The sequence below is a fragment of the Amycolatopsis sp. w19 genome, assembly GCF_051373225.1.
GTDB lineage: Bacteria > Actinomycetota > Actinomycetes > Mycobacteriales > Pseudonocardiaceae > Amycolatopsis > Amycolatopsis japonica.
The window spans coordinates 26,772-50,956 of record NZ_JBPQFM010000025.1 but is presented as its reverse complement, the minus strand read 5'-3'; the positions used below and the strand labels follow the sequence as shown (position 1 = coordinate 50,956).

The following is a 24,185-nucleotide window of genomic DNA, read 5'->3' as shown; positions in this document are numbered from 1 at the left end:
CGCCGCCACTCACCCCCGCGTTTCGTCCTCTGAATGCGGTAGTTGCCCACGCAAGGACCGCATTCAGAGGACGAAACGCGGGGTCAGGAGAGCGCTTCGGGCCAGACGTCCCGGTACGCCCGCATGTCCCCCGCCGCAGTGGCGGACAGCACACCGTGCACCATCGCCCGCCCGAACACCCGCGCGGCCGCCGAGCACAGCTTGTCCAGCACCAGCGCACGCCGCGCCGCCGCGACGGGACCCGCACCGCCGGGAAGCTCCCGGTCGCCGGTCGCCAGCGCGAACACCGTGTCGCCGTCGAACATCGTGTGCGCGGGCCGCACCGCCCTGGCGAGACCGTCCTGAGCGGCCACCGCGAGCCGTCGCGCCTCCGCCTTGGACAGTGCCGCGTCGACCGCGACCACGCCGATGGTCGTGTTGAGCCCCGCGGCCTTCGCCTCGACGTCGCCGGGCCGGTCGGGCCAGCGGACGCCGAACTCGCCGTCGACCTCGTGATCCGCCGCGTAGGCGCGGCCGGTCGAGAGATCGACGGCCTCGCCGGCGGCGTTCACGGCGGCGACGACGCCGACAGTGAACTCGCCGACCTTCTCCGAGGCCGTCCCGATCCCACCTTTGAGTGATCCCGCCTTCGCCCCGGCGCCCGCGCCGACGGTCCCCGACGGCACCGGGCCGTCCTTGGCCGCTTGGCACGCCGCGTAACCGAAGGAGGCGTCCGGACGGTTGCCCCAGTCACCGCGCGGCAGGTCGAACAACACCGCGGCGGGCACGATGGGCACCACCTCGTACGGCTGGGTCCCCACCGGGATGCCCTGGTTCCGCTCGGCCAGCCAGCGCATGACGCCGTCCGCGGCGGCCAGTCCGTACGCACTCCCGCCGGACAGGCAGATCGCGTTGACGTGCTGGACCAGGTTCTCCGGCTCCAGCAGGTTGGTCTCCCGCGTGCCGGGCGCGCCGCCGCGCTGGTCGACGGCCCCGACGGCGCCACCGGGCACCAGCACGACCGTCGTCCCGGTCGCCCAGCCGTCGCCGACCCGCTCGTGGTGCCCGACCAGCACGCCGGGGACGTCGGTGATCATGACGTCAGCGACTGGATGAGGGTCTCCTGCACCCAGGTCAGCCAGTGGTAGACGCCGAGATGCGGCGCGCGCGGATCGTCCTCGGGCAGTTCGTCGGGCATGTCCTCGGTGACGTCGAGCGCGGTGCCCAGCGCCAGGCGGACGTCGTTGAGCGCGCCCAGCCACGCGTCGGCCTGCTCGAAGGTCAGCCGCACGTTCCCGCCGTCACGCGGCAGGGTGTCCAGCACGATCTTCGCGACGCCGACCTTCTTGTCCAGCAGCTCGGGCTCGTGGATCGACCGCATCGCGGCGGCCGAGTCGATGTCCTCGCGGGTCGGGTTGTCCGGGTCGAGCTTGTGGAAGTCCGGCAGCAGCCGCGAAAGCACCGGGTCGTCCGGCGATTCGGTCGGGCCGGTGCGGATCCCGGTCAGCTCGGCGAGCTCGTCCTGCGGCGCCTCCTCGGCGCGCGCGGTGAGCATGTCCTCCAGCTGGCTGACCAGACCGCGCAGCACGGCGGCCTCCTGCTGCTCGAAGCCGGCGACGATGGTCTCGCCCTTGCGGCGCCATCCGTTCATGAAGGCTGCTCCATGGTCGCCCAGAGGCCGGCCGCGTGCAGTTTCGCGACGTCGGTCTCCACCTTCTCCTTGGAACCGGAGGACACGATCGCCTTGCCCTTCTGGTGCACGTCGAGCATCAGCTTCGTCGCGTGGTCCCGGCTGTAACCGAACAGCTTCTGGAACACGTACGTCACATACGACATGAGGTTCACCGGATCGTTCCAGACGACCGTCCGCCAGGGTTTGTCCTCAGAGACGACTTCTACTCCCTGTGGATCAACCTGCGTCTGCTCGGATGCGACAGGCGTGGACATGCACTCCATGGTGTCACGGGCCCGATCCGGTACGGGCTGGCAGGTCCGGCCATGTGGGTGAATAGGCTGGTGCCATGGGTTTCCCCGAGGCGGCCACTGGCGCCAGCACCGCGCTGCTCACCGACCACTACGAGCTGACCATGCTGGCCAGCGCCCTGTCCGACGGGACGGCGGACCGGCCGTGCGTCTTCGAGGTCTTCGCACGTCGTCTGCCCGACGGCCGCCGCTACGGCGTCGTCGCGGGCACCGGCCGGGTCCTCGACGCGATCGCGGACTTCCGGTTCACCGACGCCGAGCTGAGCCAGCTGGAAGCGACGGCCGTGGTCGACGACGCCACACTTTCGTGGCTCGCGGACTACTCCTTCTCGGGGGACGTCCACGGTTACCCCGAGGGCGAGCTCTACTTCCCCGGCTCCCCGATCATGACCGTCACCGGTTCCTTCGGCGAGGCCGTCGTACTGGAGACGCTGATCCTCTCGATCCTCAACCACGACAGCGCGATCGCGTCCGCGGCGGCGCGGATGTCGGGCGCCGCGCACGGCAGGCCGATCATCGAGATGGGCGGCCGCCGCACGCACGAGTACGCCGCCGTCGCCGCCGCGCGGGCCGCGTACCTCGCCGGATTCGCCACGACCTCCAACCTCGAAGCCGGACGCCGCTACGGCATCCCGACGCGGGGCACCGTCGCGCACGCGTTCATGTTGCTGCACGACAGCGAAGAGCAGGCGTTCCGCGCGCAGGTGGACAAGATGGGCGCCGACACCACCCTCCTGGTGGACACCTACGACATCACCAAGGGCATCGAAACGGCCGTCCGGGTGGCGGGCACCGAGCTCGGCGCGATCCGCATCGACTCCGGCGACGTGGGCCCGCTGGCGCGCAAGGCCCGCGAGCAGCTGGACGCCCTCGGCGCCAAGGACACCCGCATCGTGGTGTCGGGCGACCTCGACGAACACGCGATCGCGGCGCTGCGGGCGGAACCCGTCGACGCGTACGGCGTCGGGACCTCGGTCGTCACCGGTTCCGGCGCGCCGACCGCGGGGATGGTCTACAAGCTCGTCGATGTCGACGGCAAACCGGTCGCGAAGCGCAGCGCGCACAAGGAATCCCGCGGCGGGCGGAAATCCGCGCTGCGACGGCACCGCGAGACCGGCACCGCCGTCGAAGAGGTGATCTGGACGGCCGCCTCGCCGGTCCCGGAACGGGGACCGAACGACCACGAATTGCAGATTCCGCTGGTCCGGGGCGGCCGGACGGTGGATGATTTGCCCACGCTGGACGACGCGCGCCAGCGGCTTCGGCGGGCGCTGGTGAGCCTTCCGTGGGAAGGCCTCAAGCTCTCGCACGGGGAGCCCGCCATCCCGACCGTATTCGTCTAAAGAGACTCAGGAGCAACACATGGGGACCGCCTTGATCGTGGTCGATGTGCAGAACGACTTCTGCGAGGGCGGGTCGCTCGGCCTGCCCGGTGGCGCCGCCGCCGCCGAAGCGATCTCCAAGCAGGCCGCGGAGGGTGGCTACGCGCACGTCGTCGCCACTCGCGACTACCACATCGACCCGGGCGACCACTTCAGCGAGACGCCGGACTTCAAGGACAGCTGGCCGCGGCACTGCGTCGCGGGCACCTCCGGCGCGTCGTTCCACCCCGCGCTCGACGTGGTCCCGATCAGCGAGGTGTTCTCCAAGGGCGAGTACACCGCCGCGTACTCCGGTTTCGAGGGCAACGCGCGCGACGGCAAGACGCTCGACGCGTGGCTGAAGGAGCACGACGTCACCGAGGTCGACGTCGTCGGCATCGCGACCGACTTCTGCGTCCGCGCGACGGCGCTCGACGCGGCGAAGGCGGGCTTCACCGTGCGGGTGCTGCTCGACCTCACGGTCGGCGGTTCGCAGCCGACGGTCGACGCCGCGCTCAAGGACTTCGACGAGGCCGGCGTGACCTACACCGGGAAGGCGCCGGTCCCCGCCGCATGATCCAGCACGACCTCCAGGACACCTTGATCGAAAACCGGCTCGTCGCGATCCTGCGGGCCGTGGACGCGAGCCGGTTCGCCGACGCCGCGACGGTGCTGCACGCGGCGGGCGTGCGGGTACTCGAAGCGGCGTTGACCACGCCGGGCGCCACGGACGCCATCGCGACCATCCGGAAGAAGCTCGGCGACGACGCGTACGTCGGCGCCGGCAGCGTGCGTGAAGTGTCCGATGTGGACAAAGCGGCGGACGCGGGCGCGATGTTCCTGGTCACGCCGACGGTGAACCCGCTGGTCATGGAGCGCGCGCACGAACGCGGGCTGCCGGTGATCTGCGGCGCGCTGACCCCGACCGAGATCGACCAGGCGTGGCGTCTCGGCGCGGCGGCGGTGAAGGTGTTCCCGATCGCGGCCGTCGGCGGGATCGCCTACCTGCGGGCGATCCGGGCGCCGATGCCGGACATCCCGCTCGTCCCGACGGGCGGTGTCCACCTGGCCGAAGTCGCGAAGTACCTCGAGTCGGGTTCGATCGCCGTCGCGGCCGCCACGCCGCTGCTCGGCGACGCGCTCACCTCGAGTGGCTCGCTGGCCGATCTCGCCACCCGGGCGAGTGAGTTCGTCGCCGCGGCCGCGAAGTACGTCTCGCGCACCTGACGCATTTCGTCCTCTGAATGCGGTACTTGCGTGTGCAAGGACCGCATTCAGAGGACGAAACGCGGGGCGTCAGGGCTTCTTCTTGCCGTACGGGTCGCAGCGCGCGGTCCCGAGGTAGATGTCGCCCTTCGCGGGCCCGCCGCCCTGCGGGAACAGCTTGATGTGCAGCATGTGCGTCACGAGGCTGCCGTCGGGCGGCGTCGGCGTGACGGTCTCGTTGACCGTGAGCGACGCCAGCGCCGTCCCGCCCTTGCCGCCGGAGATGGTCAGCCGGTAGTTCTGCGGGATGTTCTCCGGCAGCGTGAACCCGGTGACGTCGCCGAACTCGATGTAGCCGAGGCTTCCGTCCTCGGTGGTACTGCATTTCGCCATGAACGTGCGAACCTTGATCACCGGGCCGCCGAACCGCTTGAGCAGGGTGGTCTCGAAGCGCCGCCCGGCCGCCTCACCGATCGCCGCCGCACCGTTGCGGCCGCAGCGCGACTCACCGCCGCCGAACCGGGCGAAATCGCCGGTGGATCCGCCCTGGGTCTTCGCGTTCAAGGGGCCGTCGACGTCGCACGGCGCCAGCTCGCCGGTGACCACGTGTTCGTCGCCGATCTCCACGTCGAGCGAACCGACCGACGCGGCCGCCGTCGCGGGCACGGGCCCGGCCGACGCGATCGCCGGTCCCCCCGTCACCAGCGCCCCGGTCAGCATCGTCACCGACAACAGCCTCGAAACGGGTTTCCTCATGTCCGGCAGCCTCCACCAACCGCCTGTCCCGTGCAGGGTCATGCCACCCGGTCGAGTGGATCGTGAGGTGGCCGACATTCGGTCCGCGCCCCGCCATCTGACGTTAACCTCGGTTCACATTCGTGTACTCATAGGAGGTCTGAGTGTCTTCGCTGTCCGTGACCGGCACCCGCCCGGTACTCGCCGACCTCGTTCCCGGCGCACTGGTCCGTGACGCGGTCCTGGTCGCCGGTGGCGCCGCCCTGACCGGTGTGGCCGCGCAGATCCTGATCCCGGTCCCCGGCTCGCCGGTGCCGATGACCGGCCAGACGTTCGCCGCCCTGCTGGTCGGCGCCGCGCTCGGCTGGAAGCGCGGCGCGCTGTCGATGGCGCTGTACCTCGCCGTCGGCGCGGCCGGGTTCGGCTGGTTCCAGAACGGTTCTTCGGGCCTGTTCGGCGCCAGCGCCGGCTACATCGTCGGCTTCGTGCTAGCGGGCGCCCTGGTGGGCGCGCTCGCCGGCCGCGGCGGTGACCGCACGCCGCTGCGCACGGCGGGGACGATGGTGCTCGGCAACCTCGCCATCTACTCGGTCGGCGTGCCGTGGCTGATGGCGTCGACCGGCATGGGTCTGTCGACCGCGCTCGACAAGGGTGTCGTGCCGTTCCTGATCGGGGACGCGCTGAAGATCGCCGTCGCGGCGGCGCTGCTTCCGGGCACCTGGGCGCTGGTCTCGCGCTTCCGCAAGGAGTCGTGACCGGTCCTTTCACCGCCCCACGAGCCGCAATGAAAGGTCCTTTCATCGCACGGGGCGGACGATCTTGACGGTGCCCCCGGCTATCGTCTTGTCCCGTGCCTTCCCGTGCTGATTTCCCCGGTGTCCTCGAACTCCTGACCCACGCGGTCGAGTCCGTGGGCGGTGCCGAGCGCGAGGGCCAGGTCAAGATGGCGGACGCCGTCGGCCGCGCCATCCGCACCGGCGAGCATCTGGCCGTCCAGGCGGGCACGGGCACCGGGAAGTCGTTGGCCTATCTCGTCCCCGCGATCCGGCACGCGGTCGAGAAGGAGGCCACGGTCGTGGTCTCCACGGCCACCATCGCGCTGCAGCGTCAGCTCGTCGACAGGGATCTCCCCCGATTGGCGAAGGCGCTCAAGAAGCCCCTCGGCCGCGAGCCCACTTTCGCGATCCTCAAGGGCCGCCGTAACTACCTCTGTCTCCATCGGCTCGATTCCGGCGCCCCGGACGAGCCGGAAGACCAGCAGCTGTTCGACCCGTTCGCCGTCTCCCGGCTCGGCAAGGAGGTCACGCGGCTGCGGGAATGGTCGTCCGACACCGAAACCGGTGATCGCGACGAGCTGGTCCCCGGCGTTTCGGACCAGGCGTGGCGCCAGGTGTCCGTCACCGCCAAGGAATGCCTGGGCGCTTCACGCTGCCCCATCGGCACGGACTGCTTCGCCGAGCGGTCCCGCGCCGAGGCGGGCAAGGCCGACGTCGTGATCACCAACCACGCGCTGCTGGCGATCGACGCGTTGCAGGGCTATCAGGTGCTGCCCGAGCACGATCTGGTGATCATCGACGAGGCGCACGACCTGGTGGACCGCGTGACCTCCGTGGCGACCGGCGAGCTGACCAGCGGCATGGTCTCCGCCGCCGCCCGGCGCTGCGGGAAACTGGTCGACGACGAGGTGGCCGATCAGCTGCTGGAGGCGAGCGACGGGCTGGCCCTCATCCTCGACGACATGCCCTCGGGCCGCATGGACTCGCTGCCACAGGCCCTCACCGGCGCGATCCCCGCGGTCCGCGACGCCGCGCACCGCTGCCTCACCTCGCTCGGCAAGGACCGCAAGGAGGACGTCGACGAGGCCACGGCCCGCAAACTGGCGCGGTCACTGCTCGAAGAGGTCCACGACACCGCCGTCCGGCTGCTCGAAGCCTTCGACGACGACAAGGCGCATCAGCGTGACGTCGTCTGGCTGACCGGGGACCGCTTCTCCACGAACCCGCGCCCGCCCGCGCTGAAGGTCGCTCCGCTCGGTGTCGCCGGCCTGCTGCGCGAGCGCGTCTTCAACCAGCACACCACCGTCCTCACGTCGGCGACGCTGACCTTGGGCGGCACGTTCGACACGATGGCCCGGCAGTGGGGTCTCCCGCCCGGCGGGGCCAGGGTCGAGAAGGCGCCGGGCGCGGCGACGGACAAGGCCGCACCCGCCGACAGCGACGACGCCGAGGGCCCGAAGTGGACCGGCCTCGACGTCGGTTCGCCGTTCGACCACAAACGCAACGGCATCCTCTACCTGGCCAAACACCTGCCGCCGCCGGGCCGGGACGGGTTGCAGCCCTCGACGATGGATGAGCTGGCCGAGCTGATCGAGGCCGCGGGCGGGCGCACACTCGGCCTGTTCTCCTCGATGCGCGCGGCGAAGCAGGCCACCGAGGAGATGCGGGAGCGGCTCGACCTGCCGATCCTCTGCCAGGGCGACGACGCCACCGGCCTGCTGGTGCAGAAGTTCTCCGAGGACGCGCGCACGTGCCTGTTCGGCACGCTGTCGCTGTGGCAGGGCGTCGACGTGCCCGGCCCGTCGCTTCAGCTCGTGGTGGTCGACAGGATCCCGTTCCCCCGCCCGGACGATCCGGTCTCGTCGGCGCGGCAGCGGGCCGTGGAAGCCAGGGGCGGCAACGGGTTCCTCACCGTCGCGGCCACGCATGCCGCGCTGCTGCTCGCGCAGGGCACCGGACGGCTGCACCGTTCGGTCACCGATCGCGGGGTCGTGGCGATCCTGGATTCGCGGCTGGCCACCGCCCGCTACGGCGGATTCCTGCGTGCCTCGCTGCCGCCGTTCTGGCCGACCATGGACCCGAAGGTCGCCCGCGACGCGCTGCGCCGCCTCGACGCGGCCGCCCCGGCCTGAGTGGCCTGGAACACGGCCGAGTACCGTTAACGGAACGCCGAAGACAGGGAGAACCGGTTGTCCCAGGAGTCGCCCAACGCACAATCCCGGACCGTCAGCGTCGATGACACCGGAGTGCGGCGCCAGCTCGCGGACGGCAGCGAAGAAGCCGTCACGTGGTCCGAGCTGTCCGCGGTGGTGGTCAGAGTGATCCCTGAAGGCCCGTGGAAGGAAGACGTCTTCTTCATGCTCGCGGGCGCCGACGGGAAGGGCACCGCGATCCCCAGCGGCGACCCGGCCGCCGACGCGCTGATCGAGCGGCTGCAGACGCTGCCCGGCTTCGACAACGAGAAGTTCATCGAGGCCATGACCACCGACGCCGACGAGGCGTACGTGGTGTGGAGCTCCGAAGGCCACGCCGCCAAACACTGAGCCAAGTGCCATGAAAGGTCCTTTCCTTGCGAATTTTGCAAGGAAAGGACCTTTCATGGCATCCGGAGGCGGCTACTCGACGGGGAAGCTCTCGGTGACCGGGATGCCCTTCTTCAGCGTCCGGCTCACCGTGCACAACCGCTCGATGGCGCGATCCACCGCCGCCGCGAGCGCCTCTCGATCCGCGGCGGGCAGCGAGGACACGTCGACGTCGAAAGCCACGTGGACGGCGTCGAGCTCCGAAGCGTCTTCGCGCCTGTCCGCGGTCACGCCGACGCGGAACTTCGAGTCCTCCCCGATCCGGCGCGTGATGAGGTTCTCGGCGGTGACCGCCGAGCAGCCCGCCGCCGCGATCTGCAGCAGTTCGGCGGGCGAGAAGGCACCCTCGGCACCCTTACGGCCGATCACGACCTCGGCACCGCGTTCGTTGCGGCCGATGAAACGATGCTCACCGTCGCGCTGGACTTCCAAAGACACGGTGTTTCCTTTCAGAGTGGCGGCAGCCTCGGGGCGATCTCGCCGGCGAGCCGTTCCGCGGCCGGGCACATCTCCGCCGGCTGCTTGACCTTGTCCGCGACGTAGATCTCCACCGTCTCGATCATGGCACGACCGTCGCCGGTGAAGCCCCGGTGCGGGATCTCCGCCTGACAAGCCTTCCATTCGGCCGAGACCTCGACGAAGGCTTCCCGCGATCCGAGAGCGACGCGTCTGCCGTCGTCCTCGAACGGCGCCCGCTCCCGTTCGAACCGGACCGTCACCTCGGTCTCGCGATGGTTCCAGTAACACTCCCAGTTGCCGAAGACCGGATCCGGCGTCGCCGGGCCGCCGACGATCGCCTGCGGCAGGTCCCCGCCCAGCGCGCAGGCGTCGAGACTTCCGAGCGAACCGGCGGGGAACGGCGCGGGACGCCGCTCGACCGGCTCCCGGTTCAGCACGCTCACCGCGTGCGTGGCCACCGGATCGACGTAGTCGCACAGATGCGCGTGCCAGTTCTTGATGTGGCGGGCGTGCACCCACACCTGGTTGCCGTCCGGCAGCGGGATACCGCGCGCGCACTTGTCTTCCGAGTCGCTCGGCACCTCGCGCACGATCAGCTGGCCCGGCATCGGCTTGTCCAGCAACGGTGACGTCGGCGTCGTCAGTTCGAGCCGGATGTCGACGATGTCCTCGTCGTCGGGGCTCAGGCGCAGCCGGACACCGCACGCGTTGAAGTTGCCGCCGGCGCTGTCCAGTTCCGGTGTCCCGAGATGGTTCAGCACGGACGGCTCCACCAGCGCGCACGGATCCGCCGTCCGCCGGTCCCCGATCAGCTCGGACGGCGGCCCCGCCGCGATCGACGCGGGCTCCCTGGTGGCGAGGAACAGCGCCCCGGTCAGCACCAGCACCGCCACGACGGCACCGATCGCGAGCGCGCGTTTGGGCACGCGGAACCGTCGCGTCCGGACGGGACCGTCGACGTCCGCGACTTCGGACAGCAGTTCGGCGGCACGGACGGCGTTCGGCCTGCCTGCCGGCCTGCGCCGCAACAGTTCGGTCAGCGCGGGCGCCAGCGGCCCCGCCCGCCGGATCGGCTCCAGGGTGTACGCCGTCGCCCGCCGGAGCTGCACGAACGGGCCCACGTTCGCGTCGCCCCACACCGAGGTGCCTTCGACGGCGGCGAACAGGGTCGCGCCGAGCGAGAACACGTCCGCCGCCGCGCCCGCCTGCCGCCCTTCGGCCATCTCGGGCGCGACGTAGCCGGGAGTGCCGACGTCGAGACCGCCGCCGGTGCGGGTCACCTCCGCCCACTGCGCGATGCCGAGGTCGGTGAGTTTGGCGGTGCCGTCGTCGGCCACCAGGACGTTGCCCGGTTTGAGGTCGCGGTGGACCATGCCTTTTTCGTGCATCGCCGCGAGCGCCGCGGCGAGCTGGACGCCGATCTTGGCCACCTTGCCGGGTGGCAGCGGCCCGTCGGAGTCGATGACGTCGGCGAGGCTGCGCGAGGGCAGGTACTCCATCACCAGCCAGCGATCGTCACCGTCGATCACGGCGTCGAAAACAGTGACCACGTTCGGATGATGCAGGCCGGCGCCGATGCGCGCCTCGCGCCGGATCTGACCGCTGTCGCCCGCCTGCGAACGCTTGAGGGCGACGACCCGCCCGAGGTCCAGATCGGTGGCACGCCAGACCACGCCCATACCCCCGGCGCCGATCCGCTCCTCCAAGCGATAGCGCCCGGCGATCAGCCGATCACCCATGCGGGGAGTATAGGAGGCTAAGCCCTTTGGGCTATGACCGTGACGGTTCCGGGATCTACTTCGGTGAACCCGGCGTCCCGGACCGCGACGACCCCGTCACGACGCCACGAACCTTCGGGATCCTCGACCGGGCAGAGTGCCTTCCAGGTCGCGACCGGCGGAGTCCGCACCGAACACCGGAACCCGGTCGCGGCCCACGCGGCCAGTTCGGCTTCGTCCAGCACCGACGCCAGGATCATCGTCGCGTGCCCGACCTGGGCGGCGCCCTTGCCGACGGTCATCGAGACCTCGGGGTTCAGCAGCAACCGCGGAAGGCCCTCGGGCGCGGGCCCCGGCTCGTCGGCGGGGAGTTCGCTGCCGGAGATCTGCAGCCGCGAGACCTCTTTCGGGGACTCCACGACCCGGCCGGGCAGCAACGCCCGCGCCTCGGCGCCGTCGACCTCGATCGTGATGCCCGGCAGTTCCTGGACCGCCTGCCAGTGCGCGCCGCGCGCCCGCCGGGCGACCTTGCGGATCCGGCCGTCGACCCACGCCTTGAGCGGGTCGTGCCAGTCGCCTCCCGGCAGCGCGCGTTCGTCGAGACAGACCGCGACCGCGGCCGCCGCGGCGGCCTCCAGCAACGCGGTCCGCGACGGCGGTTCGGCCCGTTCCATCCGCAGGATCACCGGCATGGCGCGGACCTCGGCGGGATCCTCGTCGGAGGTGTCCACCGTGCTTTCCGCGGGGAGGCCGAGCCAATGGGCGTAGCGCGCGGCCAGCGGCTCCAGCACGCTCATGGCCGGGAAAGCTCGAGACCGTCGGCCGCGTCGGCCGCCTCGATCTCGGCCCTGGTGACGCCGAGCAGGAACAGCACGGCGTCGAGGTACGGGTGGGAAAGCGCGGTGTCGGCGACCTCGCGCAGCGCGGGCTTGGCGTTGAAGGCGACACCCATCCCGGCGACCGACAGCATGTCGATGTCGTTCGCCCCGTCACCGACCGCGACGCACTGCTGCAGCGAGATCTCGTACTCGTCGGCGAAGCGACGAAGCGCCTTCGCCTTGCCCGCGCGGTCGACGACCTCCCCGACCACCCGGCCGGTGAGCTTGCCGTCGACCACTTCGAGTTCGTTCGCGGCGGCGAAATCGAGGCCGAGGTCGTCCACGAGGGACTGGATGATCTTGGTGAACCCGCCCGAGACGACGCCGCAGCGGAAGCCCATCCGCTTCAGCGTGCGGATGGTCGTGCGCGCGCCCGGGGTGAGCTCGATGGACGCGGCGACCTCGTCCAGCACCGTCTCCGGCAGCCCTTCCAGCAGCGCGACACGGCGCTCCAAGGACTCGCCGAAGTTCAGCTCGCCGCGCATCGCGGCCTCGGTGATCTCGCGGACCTGCGGTTCGACCCCGGCGTGCGCGCCGAGCATCTCGATGACCTCGCCCTGGATGAGCGTGGAATCGACGTCGAAGACGACCAGGCGCTTGGCGCGGCGGGCGAGCCCGGCCCGCTCGACCGAGATGTCGATCCCGGCCTCGACGGCGGCGTCGGCGAGCGCGGTGCGCAGCGCGGCGTCGGCCTCCGGGGTGTCCTGGGCGAGCGAGGCGTACAGCTCCAGCCCGGTCACCGGGTAGTCGGCGACGCTGCGGATCGAGTCGATGTTGACGTCCAGCGCGGCGAGCCTGCGCGCGACGTCGGAGAAGGCGCGCGCGGTCACCGGGCGGCCGAGCATCAGCAGGACATGCGTCGAGTCCTTCTGGCCGATGGCGAACGGGTCGGCGCCGATGGCCGAGCCGATCTTCACCTCGACCTGCATCCCGACCGACGCCATCGCCTGCTCGACGTACTCCTGCAGGCCTTCGGGGTCGCGGTAGACCCCGGCGAGCACGCCGAGCACCAGCTGGCCGCGGATGACGACCTGCTCGACGTCCAGGACGTCCACGTCATGGCGCGACAGCACGGCGAACAGCACCGAGGACACACCCGGCTTGTCGGGTCCGGTGGTGGTGATGAGAACTGGTGTCTGCGTCACGAAGGTCAGTCTCCCTCAGCCAGGCATGAAAAAGGCGCGTGCCTTGCCCCTGTGTGAGGCAAGGCACGCGCCGTTTCCGCTTATCGGGTCACTTCTCGCTGGAGTTGTCCTCGGAGTGGTCACCCGGCATGGCCGCCTCGGTGAGCACCTGGGACGGCGCCCGGTGGGTGTTGACCTTCTGCTTCCCGAAGAAGCCGATCTCACCCTCCTTGTGGATGCGCTCCATCATGTGCGGGTAGTGCAGCTCGAACGCCGGACGCTCGGACCGGATCCGCGGCAGCTCGGTGAAGTTGTGCCGCGGCGGCGGGCAGGACGTCGCCCATTCGAGCGAGTTGCCGTAGCCCCACGGGTCGTCCACCGTGACGATCTCGCCGTACCGGTAGCTCTTGAAGACGTTCCAGATGAACGGCAGCGTCGAGGCACCGAGGATGTACGCGCCGATCGTGGAGATCGTGTTCAGCGTCGTGAACCCGTCGGACTGCAGGTAGTCCGCGTACCGGCGCGGCATGCCTTCGGCGCCGAGCCAGTGCTGCACCAGGAACGTGGCGTGGAAGCCGATGAACGTGGTCCAGAAGTGCCACTTGCCGAGCTTCTCGTCCATCATGCGGCCGGTGATCTTCGGGAACCAGAAGTAGATCCCGGCGAACGTGGCGAACACGATCGTGCCGTAGAGCACGTAGTGGAAGTGCGCGACGACGAAGTAGCTGTCGGACACGTGGAAGTCGATCGCCGGCGCGGCCAGCATGATGCCGGTCAGACCGCCGAAGAGGAACGTGACGATGAAGCCCATCGAGAAGATCATCGGCGTCTCGAAGGACAGCTGGCCCTTCCACATCGTGCCGATCCAGTTGAAGAACTTCACGCCGGTCGGGACCGCGATCAGGAAGGTCATGAAGGAGAAGAACGGCAGCAACACGGCGCCGGTCGCGTACATGTGGTGCGCCCACACGGCCACCGACAGCGCGGCGATCGCCAGCGTCGCCCAGACCAGGCCCTTGTAACCGAAGATCGGCTTGCGGCTGAAGACCGGGAAGATCTCCGACACGATCCCGAAGAACGGTAGCGCGACGATATAGACCTCTGGATGGCCGAAGAACCAGAACAGGTGTTGCCAGAGGATCACGCCACCGTTCGCGGGGTCGAACACGTGCGCCCCGAGATGCCGGTCCGCCAGCAGGCCCATCAGGGCCGCGGTCAGGATCGGGAACGCCAGCAGGATCAGGATGCTGGTGACCAGGATGTTCCAGGTGAAGATCGGCATCCGGTACATCGTCATACCGGGGGCGCGCAGGCAGATCACCGTGGTGATCATGTTGACGCCACCGAGGATGGTGCCGAGACCGGACACGACCAGACCGGAGATCCACAGGTCGGCGCCGACGCCGGGCGAGTGGATGGCGTCCGACAGCGGGGTGTAGGCGAACCAGCCGAAGTCGGCGGCGCCACCCGGGGTCAGGAAGCCGGACATCACGATCAGGCCGCCGAACAGGTACAGCCAGTACGAGAACGCGTTCAGCCGGGGGAACGCGACGTCGGGCGAACCGATCTGCAGCGGCAGGATGAAGTTCGCGAAGCCGAACAGGATCGGCGTCGCGTACAGCAGCAGCATGATCGTGCCGTGCATGGTGAACAGCTGGTTGTACTGCTCCTGCGAAAGGAACTGCTGCCCGGGACGCGCCAGCTCGGAGCGGATCAGCATCGCCATCGCGCCGCCCACCATGAAGAAGGCGAACGACGTGACCAGGTACATGATGCCGATTTGCTTGTGGTCCGTCGTGCGGAACAACCGCAGCAGGTACGAACCCTTAACCGACTCGCGCGCGGGATACGGGCGCGTGGCGATCGGCTTGGGGGCTACGGCCGTCACTCCTGCCTCCAACACTCAAACCTTGTGGTGGTCAATTTGCGGTCGCCGGGCGGGTTCGGGACCCAATCCGGCGGCTAGTGGGGATCGTAGCCCTCACTACCGACAGTCGCGCGCACCGGCTGGCAAGATCGGGCCGTGACCGACGAACACACGCGTGCGGGAGTGGCCGCGGCGCTCGCCGTCGGTGACCGGTACGGGCTGCCGACGGGCAGCCCCGATGTCCTGCATTTCAAGTCGAACGTGCTGGTGAGGCTGGGTCCGGTGGTGGCACGGGTGCCCGGCACGACCCGGCTCGCCCGGTCGTCGCCCGAGGACTGGCTCGCGCGCGACGTCGAGCTGTCGAGGCACCTCACGGAACGTGATGTGCTCGTCGTCTCACCGACCACGGATCCCCCGGCAGGACCGCATTTCGCCGACGGACTGCCGGTCACTCTCTGGCACTACACGCCGCACGAGCCGGGCCACACGCTGTCGCCGCGCGAGGTGGCGCTTTCCCTCGCCCGGGTGCACGACGCGCTCGCGGACTACCCCGGTGAACTGCCCGAACTCGGGCCCGTCCGCGAACTCCGGACGGTGCTCGACCGGCACGGCGCCGTCATGGGCGGCGCGGCGCCCCGGTTGTACGACGAACTCGAACGGGTCGCGGCGGCGCTTCCGGACGGCGAGGCCCGGCCGCTGCACGGAGACGCCCATCGGGGGAACGTCGTCGCGACCGCGGCCGGGCCGTGCTGGCTCGACTTCGAGGACACCTGGCGAGGGCCGCTGGGCTGGGACCTCGGCGTGCTCTACGCGGAGGCCGGGCGCGCGACTCTGGACGCGTACCCGGCGGACGTGGCGCCTTCGTCGCTGGAGCCGTTCATCGCGTTGCGGCGGTTGTTCGAAGTGCCGTGGCGGTTCGTGATCGCGCAGCGGTTCCCCGAACGGCTCCCTGAGGCCGAAGCCGCCCTGGAGCGCTACTTCTCCTCCCGCGTTTAGTCCTCTGAATGCGGTCGTTGCACGCGCAAGTACCGCATCGAGAGGACTAAACGCCGGAAATCAGGAGCTGAGCCGCCACATCGACACCGTCCGTCCGCACCTCGCCGCCGACCTGCCGGGCCCGCGAGGCGACTTCGGGACAAAGCACCTCGCCCAAAGCGAGCGTCAGCGCTTCGACCGAGGGCTCCCCCGTGATCGACGTCCCCACCCCGAGATCCCGCACACGCTGAGCGAAGTACGGCTGGTCGAACATCTGCGGCACCAGCACCTGCGGCACCCCGGCCCGGGTCGCCGCCGTGGTCGTGCCGGCACCGCCGTGATGCACGACGGCCGCGACCCGCGGGAACAGCGCCTGCTGGTTGACGTCCCCGATCGCGATGCAGTCGGGTTCGTCGTCGATCAGCGCCAGTCCGGTCCAGCCCCGGAACACGATCGCCCGCCGTCCGTGCGCCCTCGCCGCCTCGATCATCGCCTTCGCGATCTCCTCCGGGGCTCGGATGCTCCCGAATCCGAAGTAGACCGGCGGTTCCCCGTCGTCGAGGAACGCCTCCAGTTCCGGCGACAACGGGCTGTGATCCGGCAGCAGCCAGGCACCGGTCTGGTGGACGTCCAGCGCCGACGGGCCCCGCCACGGCGCCAGCACCGGATCGGCGGCCAGCCAAGGGCGCTCGGTGAAGATGTGCCCGCGCACGTCTTCGACCGGCGGCAGGCCCAGCAGTTTCCGCTGCGCGTCGAGCACGTCGCCCCATTGCGCGTTCCACCGTTCCGCGTCGTCGGCCCACAACGCCGGGATGTCGGCGTCGGGATTCTTCGGCGCCCATCCCGGGAAAACGGGCGGACGATGGTGCAGTGAAGGCAGCGTTATCGGGCAGTAAGCGGTGAAGAAATACGGAATCCCTTTTCGCTCGGCCACCGAATGGGCGGCGATGTTCAAGGCCATTCCCGCGACGACGGCGTCGCAGCCCTCGGCCACGTCCGGCATCGTCTCGAACTGGTTCACCACCATGGCCTCGGCCATCGCGCGCCGCCCTTCCGGCGTGGCCATCGCCTTGGTCATCGCGGAATCCGGCTTCGCCGTCGACCGCAGTTCCGGCCCCAACGGCGCGAAGGAAATCCCGAGACCTTCGGCCCACTCACGGAAATCCGGCGGCGCGCAAAGCCGGACTTCCTGGCCCAGTTCCCGCAATCGCACCGCCAGTGCCACCAACGGCTGCACCTCACCCCTCGTCCCGATAGTGGACAGGAGTACACGCATGGGAATCCCCCTTCGGCAAAAACGTGAAGGCACGAATTGTGGACCGGGAATGGGGGCTTGCCGCAAGCCCCAGGGTCCGCTATACCTTTGAAGGGGCGAGGGGAACCTTTTCTTACGCGGGATACCAGCCCAAGATCGCTTCGACGACTCCGGCCGGATCCTCCAGCGGCGTCAGATGTCCCGCCTCCGGCAGCACCACCAATGTCGCGTCCGGCAGCGTTTCCACCAGGGTGTTCGCCGCTTCCAACGGGGTCAGGCCGTCCTCTTCGCCGACCACGACCAGCGCGGGCACGTCCGCCGAACGCAGCGTTTCGAGCGAATCGGGCCGGGCCGCCATCGCGCGCGCCGCCCACGCGATCCCCGACGGCGGCTGCGTCGTGATCAGTTCTCGAAGCCGTTCGACCACTTCCGGGCGCGCCTTCTCCGCGAGCAATCCGGGTGTGACCGCTTCGGGCATCCAGCCGGCGCCCTCCGCTTCGACCCGGGCCGCGACATCGTGCCGGGCTTGCGCTGCCTCGGGGGTGTCGGCGGTCGCCTTCGTGTCGATGAACACGAGCCCGCCCACGCGTTCCGGCGCGAGGCGCAGCACCGCCATCGTCAGGTAGCCGCCCATCGAGCAGCCGCCGAGGACGACCTTGTCGAGTTCCAGCCGGTCGAGCAGCGCGACCACGTCGCGGGCGGCGTCGTCCAGATCCGGCTCCCGGTCCGTTTCCGGCAGCGGGCTGCGGCCGAGACCGCGCTGGTCGGGGGTGATCAGCCGCAGGCGTTCCGAGAGCGGCGCACGGACCGCGTCCCACATGCGGGCGTCGACGGGGAAGGCGTGCAGCAGTACCAGCGGCAGATCGTTCATGGCGATAATTCTGTCGCACCCTGACGCTACCGTCAGATCCGTGCTGACAGAGATCAAGACGGAGAGGCTGCTGCTGCGGAGGCTGCGCGAGGCGGACCGCGAGAACATCGTCGCGCTGCAGGCCGATCCGGAGACGAACAGGTTCAACCCGGAGCCGCACACCGTCGAGGGTGCGAACGAGCTGTACGACGCCTGGCTGAAGCAGTGGGCCGAGAACGGGTTCGGTTATCTCACGGTGTCCGCTTCGGACGATCCGGAGACGATCCTCGGTTTCGGCGGCGTCCGGTATCACGAATGGAACGGCGAGCGCGTGCTGAACCTCGCGTACCGCTTCTGGCCGTTCACCTGGGGCAAGGGCTACGCGACGGAGATGGCGGCCGCCGTCGTCGAATGGGCCGAGCGGGAGATCCCCGACGTCCCGGTGATCGCCAACATCATGGCGTCCAACGAACCGTCCATCCGGGTCGCCGAGCGGCTCGGTTTCAAGATCCACACGGAGGAGGAATTCGCGGGAGAACCTTCCTTGCACCTGCGGCGCTGAAGCTCACCAGCGGCCGAGTCACCAACGACCTGGCCTTCGCCGGGACCGCGCGCCCCAGCACGCCTTGTGCCAATGGCGGCGGTCGGCGATGCCTCCGGTGTCGTCGGCGGGCCAGGCGACCAGATGCGGGGTCCCCTGCCGGATCTCGTGGTCGCAACCGGGACAGCGGTAGTCCTTGGTGGCCTGCGCGCCGGGCACGGTGCGCACCAGCCATTCGCCGTCGGAGGCGGTTTCGGAGCGCGCCCAGCCGGTCGACGCGCCGAGGTCGGGGCGCCCACCGCGTTCGGGCCGGTTACGTCGTGGCACGCCCGAAACGGTATACGGCGAGCCCGGCCGGCCGCCGACGTAGGCGCGCAGGGTCACACCCGGTCCGCCTTCCGTCACGCGTGTCGTCCGCCGGATCACGCGTGACGTCCGGCCGATCATGCGTGACTGAAGCCGGATCATGCGTGATCGCAGGCGGAACACGCGAAGGTCAGCCGTCGAAGTAGGCGCCCGGCGTCACACCGACCGCGCGGCGGAAGGCGGCGACGAAAGCGCTCGGCGACGAGTAGCCGATCCGGCGGGAGACCGCGGTCAGCGGCATGCCCTCGGCCAGCAGCGGCAATGACGCGCGCAGGCGCGCTTGGACCCGCCACGCGCCGAACGTCGTGCGGCACTCGGTGAGGAACAGCCGCGCGAGGGTGCGTTCGCTCGCGCCCGCGTGCTGGACGAAATCGGCGAGGGCGCGGCGGTCCGAAGGATCGGCGATCACCGCCCGCGCGACGGCCAGCGCACGTTCGTCGGACGGCATCGGCACGGTGATCGGCACGACGTCCACCGGTTCGAGCAGGTCGAACGCGACCGCCTCGGCCCGGCGGCGCGCGTCGTCACCGAAGTCGGCCGCGCCGAGGTGCTCCAGCAGTTCGCGCAGCAACGGGCGGACGGCGACGAGCGTCGGTTCGGGCCAGTGCACCGGGCATCGGTCCCGGGCGGCGTAGATCCCCCGCAACACGGTCTGCGCGGTGGCACCGGTCCGGTGGACGACCCCGGCCGGGATCCAGAGCGCCCGCGTCGGCGGCAGCACCCAGTACCGCTCGCCGACGTTCACGCTCAGGATCCCCCGCGCCGCCCAGGCGAGCTGGTGGCCATCGTGTTCGTGCCACGGGAGCCAGGTGCCCGCGGGCAGGTCCATCTCGCCGAGCACCATAGCCGTGGACATCGGCGGCAGGAGTCCGATATTCGACATCGGTTGGCAGCCTATCGCTTATCGGTCACCGTTAGCTTCGAACGCATGCCGATGAACCTGGTGCACCGCAAACTCTGCAGTTCCACGCTGTGGGCGAAGGCCGTCGCCGCCGAGATGCCGGGCAACGTCGCCGGCTTCGACCTGGGTGACTCCGTCCTGGAGATCGGCCCCGGCTTCGGCGCGACCACACGCGCGCTCGTCGGGCTCGTCCCCCGGCTCACCGCCGTCGAGATCGACGAGGCGTCGGCGGACCTCCTCAAACGGGAATTCGACGGCCGCGTGCGGATCGTCCAGGGCGACGGGGCGGCGATGCCCTTCGAGGACGGCGAGTTCTCCGCGGTCGTCTGCTTCACGATGCTGCACCACGTGCCGACGACGTTGTTGCAGGACTCGATCTTCGCCGAAGCGTTCCGTGTGCTCCGCCCCGGCGGCGTCCTGCGCGCGATCGACAGCCTGGCGAACGCGCCGTTCCGCCTCCTCCATCTCGGAGACACGATGAACGCGCTCGACCCGGTCTCGCTCTGGCCCCGGCTCACCGACACCGGGTTCACCGACATCAAGGTCGACCACGTGCCGAAGCGGAGCGTGAAGTTCTCGGCACGGAAGCCCGTCTGACCGGCTAAGGGGTTTATAGGGGCTGTCCCGGCGACAGGCGCCTCCTAGCGTCAGAAGCATGAATCGTCTGTTTCGCGGTTTGGCGGCGATCGCCGCCGGCACCGCCTTGTTCTCCGGAACACTCGCGGCCGGTCAGTCCGTCGCCGCCCCCGCCAGGGCAGGGCTGCAAAAGGCGCTGGACGACGCCGTCGCCGCCGGTGCGCCCGGCGCGTACGCCGCGGTGCTCGACCAGGACGGCGGCTGGTACGGCCGGAGCGGCGTCGGCGACGTCACGACGGGCGGCGCGCCGGACCCACGCGGCCGTTTCCGGGCGGGCAGCATCACCAAGAGCGTGGTCGCCACCGCCGTCCTGCAACTGGCCGGTGAGGGCGAAGTCGGCCTCGACGACCGCGTCCAGGACCGCCTTCCCGGGCTTCTGCCGTACACCGAGCCGATCACCGTGCGCCAGTTGCTGCAGCACACCAGCGGGATCCCGGCGACCGACCGGTGGAACAGCCTCCCGGAGATCGACACGACCCGTTGGCGGCACCAGTCACCGGACGAGACCATCCGGCTGGGGACCGAGGGCAAACCGCTGGCCTTCCCACCCGGCCAGGGCATGGTGTACTCCAACACCAATTACGCCGTGCTCGGGAAACTCGTCGAAAAGCTCACCGGTGACGAGCTGAATTCCGTGCTGCAGCGCCGGGTTCTCGACAAGGCGGGAATGCGGGACAGCTCCCTCCCGTACCGCTATCCCTACGTCCATCACGCGGCCGCCCGGGGTTACGAACGGCTGTACGGTCCCGACGCGCCGCTGACCGACGTCACCGACTACGAGATGTCGCGGTTCTGGGGTTCCGGGAACCTGATCTCCACCGCCGACGATCTGAACCGGTTCTATGGCGCCGTGTTCACCGGACGGCTCTTCCCCGCGGCGCAGCTGGCCGAGATGCGCAAGACCGTGCCCAGCGGCGTTCCCGCGGTGGACTCGGGCCTCGGCGTCATGCGGCTCCGGCTCCCGCAGGGCTGCGCCGCGCCGGAGGCTTGGGGCTTCAACGGTTCCGTGCCCGGCTACAACACCTGGAGCATGCGGACCTCCGACGGCGCCAGGCAGATCACGGTCGGCGTCACCACGAACCTGACCTCCGAAACCGCGCGCTCGGCCGTGCTCCGCGCGATGTTCGCCGAGTTCTGCGGCTAGCCGCGCGCGAGGACCAACGGGACGAGTTGCTCGGCCGGCGTGAGCGAGCCGTGCTGCCCGACCAAGGAGGACTCGACGGCCTCCGCCAGTTCTCGCACGAGCCCGAAGCGTCCCTTCGCCGCCACGACCACGTCGCCGATACGCGGGCGGACCCGATCGGAGACCGGCCCGAACCAGCCCGCCTCGACGGCCTCGTCGCGCGGGAGGATCCACGCCCGGTCTCCGATCACCTCGCGCCAGGCCGCCAGGACGTCGGCCTCCGCGCCCGCTTCGCTGTAGACGTGCCGCGCCCGGACCTCGCCCCCGATGGCCCGGACGCCGCCGAGCAGCGCGGGTGTCTCGTCGATGTCGAGCGCGCCTTCGACGGTCACCATGCCGTGGTCGGCCACGACGGCGAGGAGCGCGCCGGGCGGCAGGCCGTCCACAAGGGACTCGACCAGCCTGTCGACGTGCCGCAGCTGCATCCGCCACGGCGCCGAACCCGGTCCGTAGATGTGGCCCAGCATGTCGAGTTCGCTGTGATAGCCCCAGCAGAACGCGGGCCTCGCTTCGAGGCAGTGCAGGACGCAGGCGGCCAGGTCACCGAGCGCGTGGACGCCCACATAGCGCGCGCCGGACTGCGTCGCCCGGGTGAGCGCGGTGTCGGCGAACTTCGCCGAGGACACCACGCTGGTCGTGATCCCGGCGGCGGCCGCGCGCTCGAACGTCGTCGGCAGCGGCTGCACCTCGCGCGGCGGCAACGCCCCGCGGAGATCGCCGCCGTCCACGTGGCTGCTCCAGCGCAGCGCGTTCAGGACGCCGGTGCCCGGCACCTCGAAGCTGTACCCGACCAGGCCGTGTTCCCCCGACGCCAGGCCGGTGCCGATCGCGCCGAGACCGGCCGCCGTCGTCGCCGGGAAACCGACCCGCAGCGGCGACTTCGCCAGCTGGGTGAGCACCGGCGCGTCGGTGGGGTGCTCGGCCAGCAGCTCCCAGCCGAGACCGTCGATGAGCAGGACACAGGCGCTGGACGCCTCCGCCAGGCTCAGCGAATTGGCGAACCCCTCGGCGCCGAGGGCGGAAAGCACGGACGGGACGACTTGGCCGAGATGCGGCACGTGCGCCGCGACAGGCAGTTCCACCCGGCCAGCTTGCCATCCCGGCGGCCGGAAGGAGATGGGATAATGCCGGAATGCCGACCTACGCCTACCGCTGCCGCGAATGCGCCGGAACCTTCGAACTGCTGCGGCCGATGAGCGAGTCCGGTGCGCCCGCGCCGTGCCCCGAGGGCCACCAGGACACCGTCAAGCTGCTGACGACCGTCGCGCTGACCGGGTCCGCTTCCGGTCCGGCCCCTGTTCCCGCAGGTGGAGGCGGTTGTTGCGGCGGGGGCTGCTGCAGCTGACCCACCCGTTCGGGTGGCGTAACGTGTGATCGCCCGAATGGCGGGTACCCCCTTCCCACCAGTCTGGAAGCTCCAGTGGTGGGAAGGGAGAAAGTCCAGTGGCCACATCAGCACTGGCGGCCGTCGACTTCGGTCAAGGCGTGTCGAGCGCCTGGAGTTCGGTCGCCACCTTCGTCCCGAAACTGCTCGCGTTCCTGGTCATCCTGTTCATCGGCTGGCTGATCGCCAAGGCGCTCTCGAAGGCCGTGAGCATGGTGCTCGAGAAGGTCGGCTTCAACCGGCTCCTCGAGCGCGGGGGCTTCAAACAGATGCTCGCGCGTAGCCAGTTCGACGCGTCGGGCATCATCAGCAAGATCGTCTATTACGCGATCCTGCTGATCGCCCTGCAGTTCGCGTTCGGCGTGTTCGGCCCGAACCCGGTGAGCGCGCTGCTCAACGACATCGTCGCGTGGCTGCCGCGTGCCATCGTCGCGATCGTCATCGTGGTGATCGCCGGCGCGGTCGCCAAGGCGGTCAAGGATCTGATCGGGAACGCCCTCGGCGGTGTCTCCTACGGCAAGGTGCTCGCCACCATCGCCTCGGTGTTCATCTGGGGCCTCGGCGCGATCGCCGCGCTGAACCAGATCGGCGTGGCCACCGCGGTCACGATGCCGGTGCTGATCGCCGTGCTCGCCACGGTCGGCGGTGTCGCCGTCGTCGGTGTCGGCGGTGGTCTCATCAAGCCGATGCAGCAGCGCTGGGAGACCTGGCTCGGCCGGGCCGAGGCGGAGATCCCCGCCGCGAAGGCGCAGGCCGAGGCCTACCAGCGCGGTCGCGAGGACGCGGGCCGCTCGGGTGAGGTGCCGACGGAGCGGACGACGGTCAACCAGCCGGTGTCCGCCGGGCATCACGCCGTGAACCCGAACGCGCCGACGCAGCACCAGCAGTTCCCGCCCAGCCAGGGTCAGGTGCCGCAGCATCAGGATCCCGGCCAGCGGCCCCCCGGTGGAAACATGCCCCCTCCGCCGGAGTACCGCTGACCTTCCACGGGAGCGGGTGGGGCGTCCGACCGCCCTACCCGTTCCCGGTCGGCTGGGTCCGCCGGTCGTCCATCGAGGCGGCCAGCGAACACACGCCGACCAGCCGCGCGGTCAACCAGTCGCTGGTGGTCCACGCGGTCAGATCGGCCGGAGCACGGAACGTCCAGCCCTTGGCCTTCGCCTCGTCGAGCAGCCCGCGCGTGTAGCCGGCGAGCAGGACGACCCCGGCCACCGCCGCCGAGCCTTCGACCCCGACCGCGAGGATGTCGCGCACCGCGGCGGAGTGCTGATCGAAGACGGCGGACAGCGCGGGCACGGCCGCCGCGGCGGCGAGCCCGGCCACACCGATCTGCTGGTGCAGCCGGGAAAGCGTGCTACGAGCCGAAGATTCCACCCAGGACGAGACCAGATCTTTCACCCGACCAGGTTAGCCAGGCCGGACGATT

27 protein-coding genes are annotated in these 24,185 nt (G+C 70.1%); 12 read left to right on the top strand and 15 right to left on the bottom strand.

The window, feature by feature from the left end; all coding sequences use genetic code 11:
* Window positions 1–83: 83 nt before the first annotated feature.
* Genes ACSMFO_RS34445 through clpS form a run of 3 tightly spaced genes read right to left on the bottom strand, consistent with a single transcriptional unit; the run spans window position 84 to window position 1,926 of the window.
* A complete protein-coding gene (locus ACSMFO_RS34445) occupies window positions 84–1,076 on the bottom strand; it encodes a P1 family peptidase (protein ID WP_436461875.1) in 993 nt (330 codons plus the stop codon).
* The gene (locus ACSMFO_RS34440) at window positions 1,073–1,630 is read right to left on the bottom strand and encodes a DUF2017 domain-containing protein (protein ID WP_007028265.1); all 558 of its coding nucleotides are present in this window, start codon (window positions 1,628–1,630) and stop codon (window positions 1,073–1,075) included. Before ACSMFO_RS34440 ends, ACSMFO_RS34445 begins: the two co-directional genes overlap by 4 nt.
* Entirely contained in the window at window positions 1,627–1,926 is a 300-nt protein-coding gene (clpS, locus tag ACSMFO_RS34435; protein ID WP_005165655.1) for an ATP-dependent Clp protease adapter ClpS, read from the bottom strand. The genes ACSMFO_RS34440 and clpS overlap by 4 nt, the downstream gene beginning before the upstream one ends.
* A 74-nt stretch (window positions 1,927–2,000) precedes the next feature.
* Between clpS and ACSMFO_RS34430 the strand changes: the two genes are divergently transcribed.
* From ACSMFO_RS34430 to ACSMFO_RS34420, 3 genes are read left to right on the top strand one after another with little or no spacing between them, the layout of a single operon-like run.
* Window positions 2,001–3,305: a nicotinate phosphoribosyltransferase gene (locus ACSMFO_RS34430; protein WP_350584322.1), complete on the top strand. Its 1,305-nt coding sequence runs from the start codon at window positions 2,001–2,003 to the stop codon at window positions 3,303–3,305.
* Between the two features lie 19 nt (window positions 3,306–3,324).
* Window positions 3,325–3,900, top strand: a complete 576-nt coding sequence (locus tag ACSMFO_RS34425; RefSeq protein WP_016336791.1) for an isochorismatase family protein — start codon at window positions 3,325–3,327, stop codon at window positions 3,898–3,900.
* Window positions 3,897–4,550 carry a bifunctional 4-hydroxy-2-oxoglutarate aldolase/2-dehydro-3-deoxy-phosphogluconate aldolase gene (locus tag ACSMFO_RS34420; protein ID WP_436461874.1) on the top strand — a complete coding sequence of 218 codons (654 nt, stop codon included), beginning with the start codon at window positions 3,897–3,899 and terminating at the stop codon, window positions 4,548–4,550. The genes ACSMFO_RS34425 and ACSMFO_RS34420 overlap by 4 nt, the downstream gene beginning before the upstream one ends.
* 69 nt (window positions 4,551–4,619) lie before the next feature.
* On the opposite strand, the gene ACSMFO_RS34415 is transcribed toward ACSMFO_RS34420, so the two are convergent.
* Window positions 4,620–5,285: a choice-of-anchor P family protein gene (locus tag ACSMFO_RS34415; protein ID WP_436461873.1), complete on the bottom strand. Its 666-nt coding sequence runs from the start codon at window positions 5,283–5,285 to the stop codon at window positions 4,620–4,622.
* A gap of 143 nt (window positions 5,286–5,428) precedes the next feature.
* On the opposite strand from ACSMFO_RS34415, the gene ACSMFO_RS34410 reads away from it, so the two are divergent.
* From ACSMFO_RS34410 to ACSMFO_RS34400, 3 genes are all read left to right on the top strand, one after another.
* Window positions 5,429–6,019 carry a biotin transporter BioY gene (locus ACSMFO_RS34410; RefSeq protein ID WP_038509011.1) on the top strand — a complete coding sequence of 197 codons (591 nt, stop codon included), beginning with the start codon at window positions 5,429–5,431 and terminating at the stop codon, window positions 6,017–6,019.
* A 95-nt stretch (window positions 6,020–6,114) separates the two neighbouring features.
* On the top strand, window positions 6,115–8,172 hold the full coding sequence (locus tag ACSMFO_RS34405) for an ATP-dependent DNA helicase (protein WP_038509010.1): 2,058 nt from the start codon (window positions 6,115–6,117) through the stop codon (window positions 8,170–8,172).
* A gap of 57 nt (window positions 8,173–8,229) precedes the next feature.
* Complete coding sequence (locus tag ACSMFO_RS34400) at window positions 8,230–8,583, top strand: hypothetical protein (protein WP_037341500.1); 354 nt, start codon at window positions 8,230–8,232, stop codon at window positions 8,581–8,583.
* Between the two features lie 72 nt (window positions 8,584–8,655).
* On the opposite strand, the gene ACSMFO_RS34395 is transcribed toward ACSMFO_RS34400, so the two are convergent.
* From ACSMFO_RS34395 to ctaD, 5 genes are all read right to left on the bottom strand, one after another.
* Window positions 8,656–9,060 carry an OsmC family protein gene (locus ACSMFO_RS34395; protein ID WP_038509009.1) on the bottom strand — a complete coding sequence of 135 codons (405 nt, stop codon included), beginning with the start codon at window positions 9,058–9,060 and terminating at the stop codon, window positions 8,656–8,658.
* An 11-nt stretch (window positions 9,061–9,071) separates the two neighbouring features.
* Entirely contained in the window at window positions 9,072–10,820 is a 1,749-nt protein-coding gene (locus ACSMFO_RS34390; RefSeq protein ID WP_436461872.1) for a protein kinase domain-containing protein, read from the bottom strand.
* Between the two features lie 17 nt (window positions 10,821–10,837).
* Window positions 10,838–11,596 (bottom strand): peptidyl-tRNA hydrolase, encoded by a 759-nt coding sequence (locus tag ACSMFO_RS34385; RefSeq protein ID WP_436461871.1) that lies wholly within the window; start codon window positions 11,594–11,596, stop codon window positions 10,838–10,840.
* The gene (serB, locus tag ACSMFO_RS34380) at window positions 11,593–12,822 is read right to left on the bottom strand and encodes a phosphoserine phosphatase SerB (protein WP_005165636.1); all 1,230 of its coding nucleotides are present in this window, start codon (window positions 12,820–12,822) and stop codon (window positions 11,593–11,595) included. Before serB ends, ACSMFO_RS34385 begins: the two co-directional genes overlap by 4 nt.
* Window positions 12,823–12,910: 88 nt before the next feature.
* On the bottom strand, window positions 12,911–14,689 hold the full coding sequence (ctaD, locus tag ACSMFO_RS34375) for an aa3-type cytochrome oxidase subunit I (RefSeq protein ID WP_038509006.1): 1,779 nt from the start codon (window positions 14,687–14,689) through the stop codon (window positions 12,911–12,913).
* Between the two features lie 135 nt (window positions 14,690–14,824).
* On the opposite strand from ctaD, the gene ACSMFO_RS34370 reads away from it, so the two are divergent.
* On the top strand, window positions 14,825–15,664 hold the full coding sequence (locus ACSMFO_RS34370) for a phosphotransferase (RefSeq protein ID WP_436461870.1): 840 nt from the start codon (window positions 14,825–14,827) through the stop codon (window positions 15,662–15,664).
* A 46-nt stretch (window positions 15,665–15,710) separates the two neighbouring features.
* On the opposite strand, the gene ACSMFO_RS34365 is transcribed toward ACSMFO_RS34370, so the two are convergent.
* Both ACSMFO_RS34365 and ACSMFO_RS34360 read right to left on the bottom strand, forming a co-directional pair.
* The gene (locus ACSMFO_RS34365) at window positions 15,711–16,919 is read right to left on the bottom strand and encodes a glycosyltransferase (RefSeq protein ID WP_436461869.1); all 1,209 of its coding nucleotides are present in this window, start codon (window positions 16,917–16,919) and stop codon (window positions 15,711–15,713) included.
* 112 nt (window positions 16,920–17,031) lie between these two features.
* A complete protein-coding gene (locus ACSMFO_RS34360) occupies window positions 17,032–17,769 on the bottom strand; it encodes an alpha/beta fold hydrolase (protein WP_395860412.1) in 738 nt (245 codons plus the stop codon).
* A gap of 40 nt (window positions 17,770–17,809) precedes the next feature.
* Between ACSMFO_RS34360 and ACSMFO_RS34355 the strand changes: the two genes are divergently transcribed.
* Entirely contained in the window at window positions 17,810–18,310 is a 501-nt protein-coding gene (locus tag ACSMFO_RS34355; protein WP_436461868.1) for a GNAT family N-acetyltransferase, read from the top strand.
* An 18-nt stretch (window positions 18,311–18,328) separates the two neighbouring features.
* Here the strand turns inward: ACSMFO_RS34355 and ACSMFO_RS34350 are convergent, their stop codons facing one another.
* Window positions 18,329–18,616, bottom strand: a complete 288-nt coding sequence (locus tag ACSMFO_RS34350; protein WP_436461867.1) for a hypothetical protein — start codon at window positions 18,614–18,616, stop codon at window positions 18,329–18,331.
* 169 nt (window positions 18,617–18,785) lie between these two features.
* The gene (locus ACSMFO_RS34345) at window positions 18,786–19,538 is read right to left on the bottom strand and encodes an AraC family transcriptional regulator (RefSeq protein ID WP_436461866.1); all 753 of its coding nucleotides are present in this window, start codon (window positions 19,536–19,538) and stop codon (window positions 18,786–18,788) included.
* A gap of 51 nt (window positions 19,539–19,589) precedes the next feature.
* On the opposite strand from ACSMFO_RS34345, the gene ACSMFO_RS34340 reads away from it, so the two are divergent.
* Entirely contained in the window at window positions 19,590–20,153 is a 564-nt protein-coding gene (locus ACSMFO_RS34340) for a class I SAM-dependent methyltransferase (protein WP_436461904.1), read from the top strand.
* A 58-nt stretch (window positions 20,154–20,211) separates the two neighbouring features.
* Window positions 20,212–21,336, top strand: coding sequence for a serine hydrolase domain-containing protein (locus ACSMFO_RS34335; protein ID WP_436461865.1), 1,125 nt, complete (start codon window positions 20,212–20,214; stop codon window positions 21,334–21,336).
* Here ACSMFO_RS34335 and ACSMFO_RS34330 read toward each other — a convergent pair.
* Window positions 21,333–22,457 carry an alkaline phosphatase family protein gene (locus ACSMFO_RS34330; protein ID WP_436461864.1) on the bottom strand — a complete coding sequence of 375 codons (1,125 nt, stop codon included), beginning with the start codon at window positions 22,455–22,457 and terminating at the stop codon, window positions 21,333–21,335. The genes ACSMFO_RS34335 and ACSMFO_RS34330 overlap by 4 nt on opposite strands.
* Window positions 22,458–22,507: 50 nt before the next feature.
* On the opposite strand from ACSMFO_RS34330, the gene ACSMFO_RS34325 reads away from it, so the two are divergent.
* Complete coding sequence (locus ACSMFO_RS34325; protein ID WP_038508997.1) at window positions 22,508–22,720, top strand: FmdB family zinc ribbon protein; 213 nt, start codon at window positions 22,508–22,510, stop codon at window positions 22,718–22,720.
* Window positions 22,721–22,818: 98 nt separating this feature from the next.
* Window positions 22,819–23,739 carry a mechanosensitive ion channel family protein gene (locus ACSMFO_RS34320; protein WP_436461863.1) on the top strand — a complete coding sequence of 307 codons (921 nt, stop codon included), beginning with the start codon at window positions 22,819–22,821 and terminating at the stop codon, window positions 23,737–23,739.
* A gap of 34 nt (window positions 23,740–23,773) precedes the next feature.
* On the opposite strand, the gene ACSMFO_RS34315 is transcribed toward ACSMFO_RS34320, so the two are convergent.
* Window positions 23,774–24,157, bottom strand: coding sequence for a DUF6401 family natural product biosynthesis protein (locus ACSMFO_RS34315; RefSeq protein WP_038508993.1), 384 nt, complete (start codon window positions 24,155–24,157; stop codon window positions 23,774–23,776).
* Window positions 24,158–24,185 lie beyond the last annotated feature (28 nt).

Bases quoted from the DNA above. Each gene is read 5' to 3' on its own strand.
- ACSMFO_RS34445 (WP_436461875.1), bottom strand. From the start codon at position 1,076: ATGATCACCGACGTCCCCGGCGTGCTGGTCGGGCACCACGAGCGGGTC.
- ACSMFO_RS34440 (WP_007028265.1), bottom strand. From the start codon at position 1,630: ATGAACGGATGGCGCCGCAAGGGCGAGACCATCGTCGCCGGCTTCGAG.
- clpS (WP_005165655.1), bottom strand. From the start codon at position 1,926: ATGTCCACGCCTGTCGCATCCGAGCAGACGCAGGTTGATCCACAGGGA.
- ACSMFO_RS34430 (WP_350584322.1), top strand. From the start codon at position 2,001: ATGGGTTTCCCCGAGGCGGCCACTGGCGCCAGCACCGCGCTGCTCACC.
- ACSMFO_RS34425 (WP_016336791.1), top strand. From the start codon at position 3,325: ATGGGGACCGCCTTGATCGTGGTCGATGTGCAGAACGACTTCTGCGAG.
- ACSMFO_RS34420 (WP_436461874.1), top strand. From the start codon at position 3,897: ATGATCCAGCACGACCTCCAGGACACCTTGATCGAAAACCGGCTCGTC.
- ACSMFO_RS34415 (WP_436461873.1), bottom strand. From the start codon at position 5,285: ATGAGGAAACCCGTTTCGAGGCTGTTGTCGGTGACGATGCTGACCGGG.
- ACSMFO_RS34390 (WP_436461872.1), bottom strand. From the start codon at position 10,820: ATGGGTGATCGGCTGATCGCCGGGCGCTATCGCTTGGAGGAGCGGATC.
- ACSMFO_RS34385 (WP_436461871.1), bottom strand. From the start codon at position 11,596: ATGAGCGTGCTGGAGCCGCTGGCCGCGCGCTACGCCCATTGGCTCGGC.
- ACSMFO_RS34365 (WP_436461869.1), bottom strand. From the start codon at position 16,919: ATGCGTGTACTCCTGTCCACTATCGGGACGAGGGGTGAGGTGCAGCCG.
- ACSMFO_RS34360 (WP_395860412.1), bottom strand. From the start codon at position 17,769: ATGAACGATCTGCCGCTGGTACTGCTGCACGCCTTCCCCGTCGACGCC.
- ACSMFO_RS34345 (WP_436461866.1), bottom strand. From the start codon at position 19,538: ATGTCGAATATCGGACTCCTGCCGCCGATGTCCACGGCTATGGTGCTC.
- ACSMFO_RS34340 (WP_436461904.1), top strand. From the start codon at position 19,590: ATGAACCTGGTGCACCGCAAACTCTGCAGTTCCACGCTGTGGGCGAAG.
- ACSMFO_RS34335 (WP_436461865.1), top strand. From the start codon at position 20,212: ATGAATCGTCTGTTTCGCGGTTTGGCGGCGATCGCCGCCGGCACCGCC.
- ACSMFO_RS34325 (WP_038508997.1), top strand. From the start codon at position 22,508: ATGCCGACCTACGCCTACCGCTGCCGCGAATGCGCCGGAACCTTCGAA.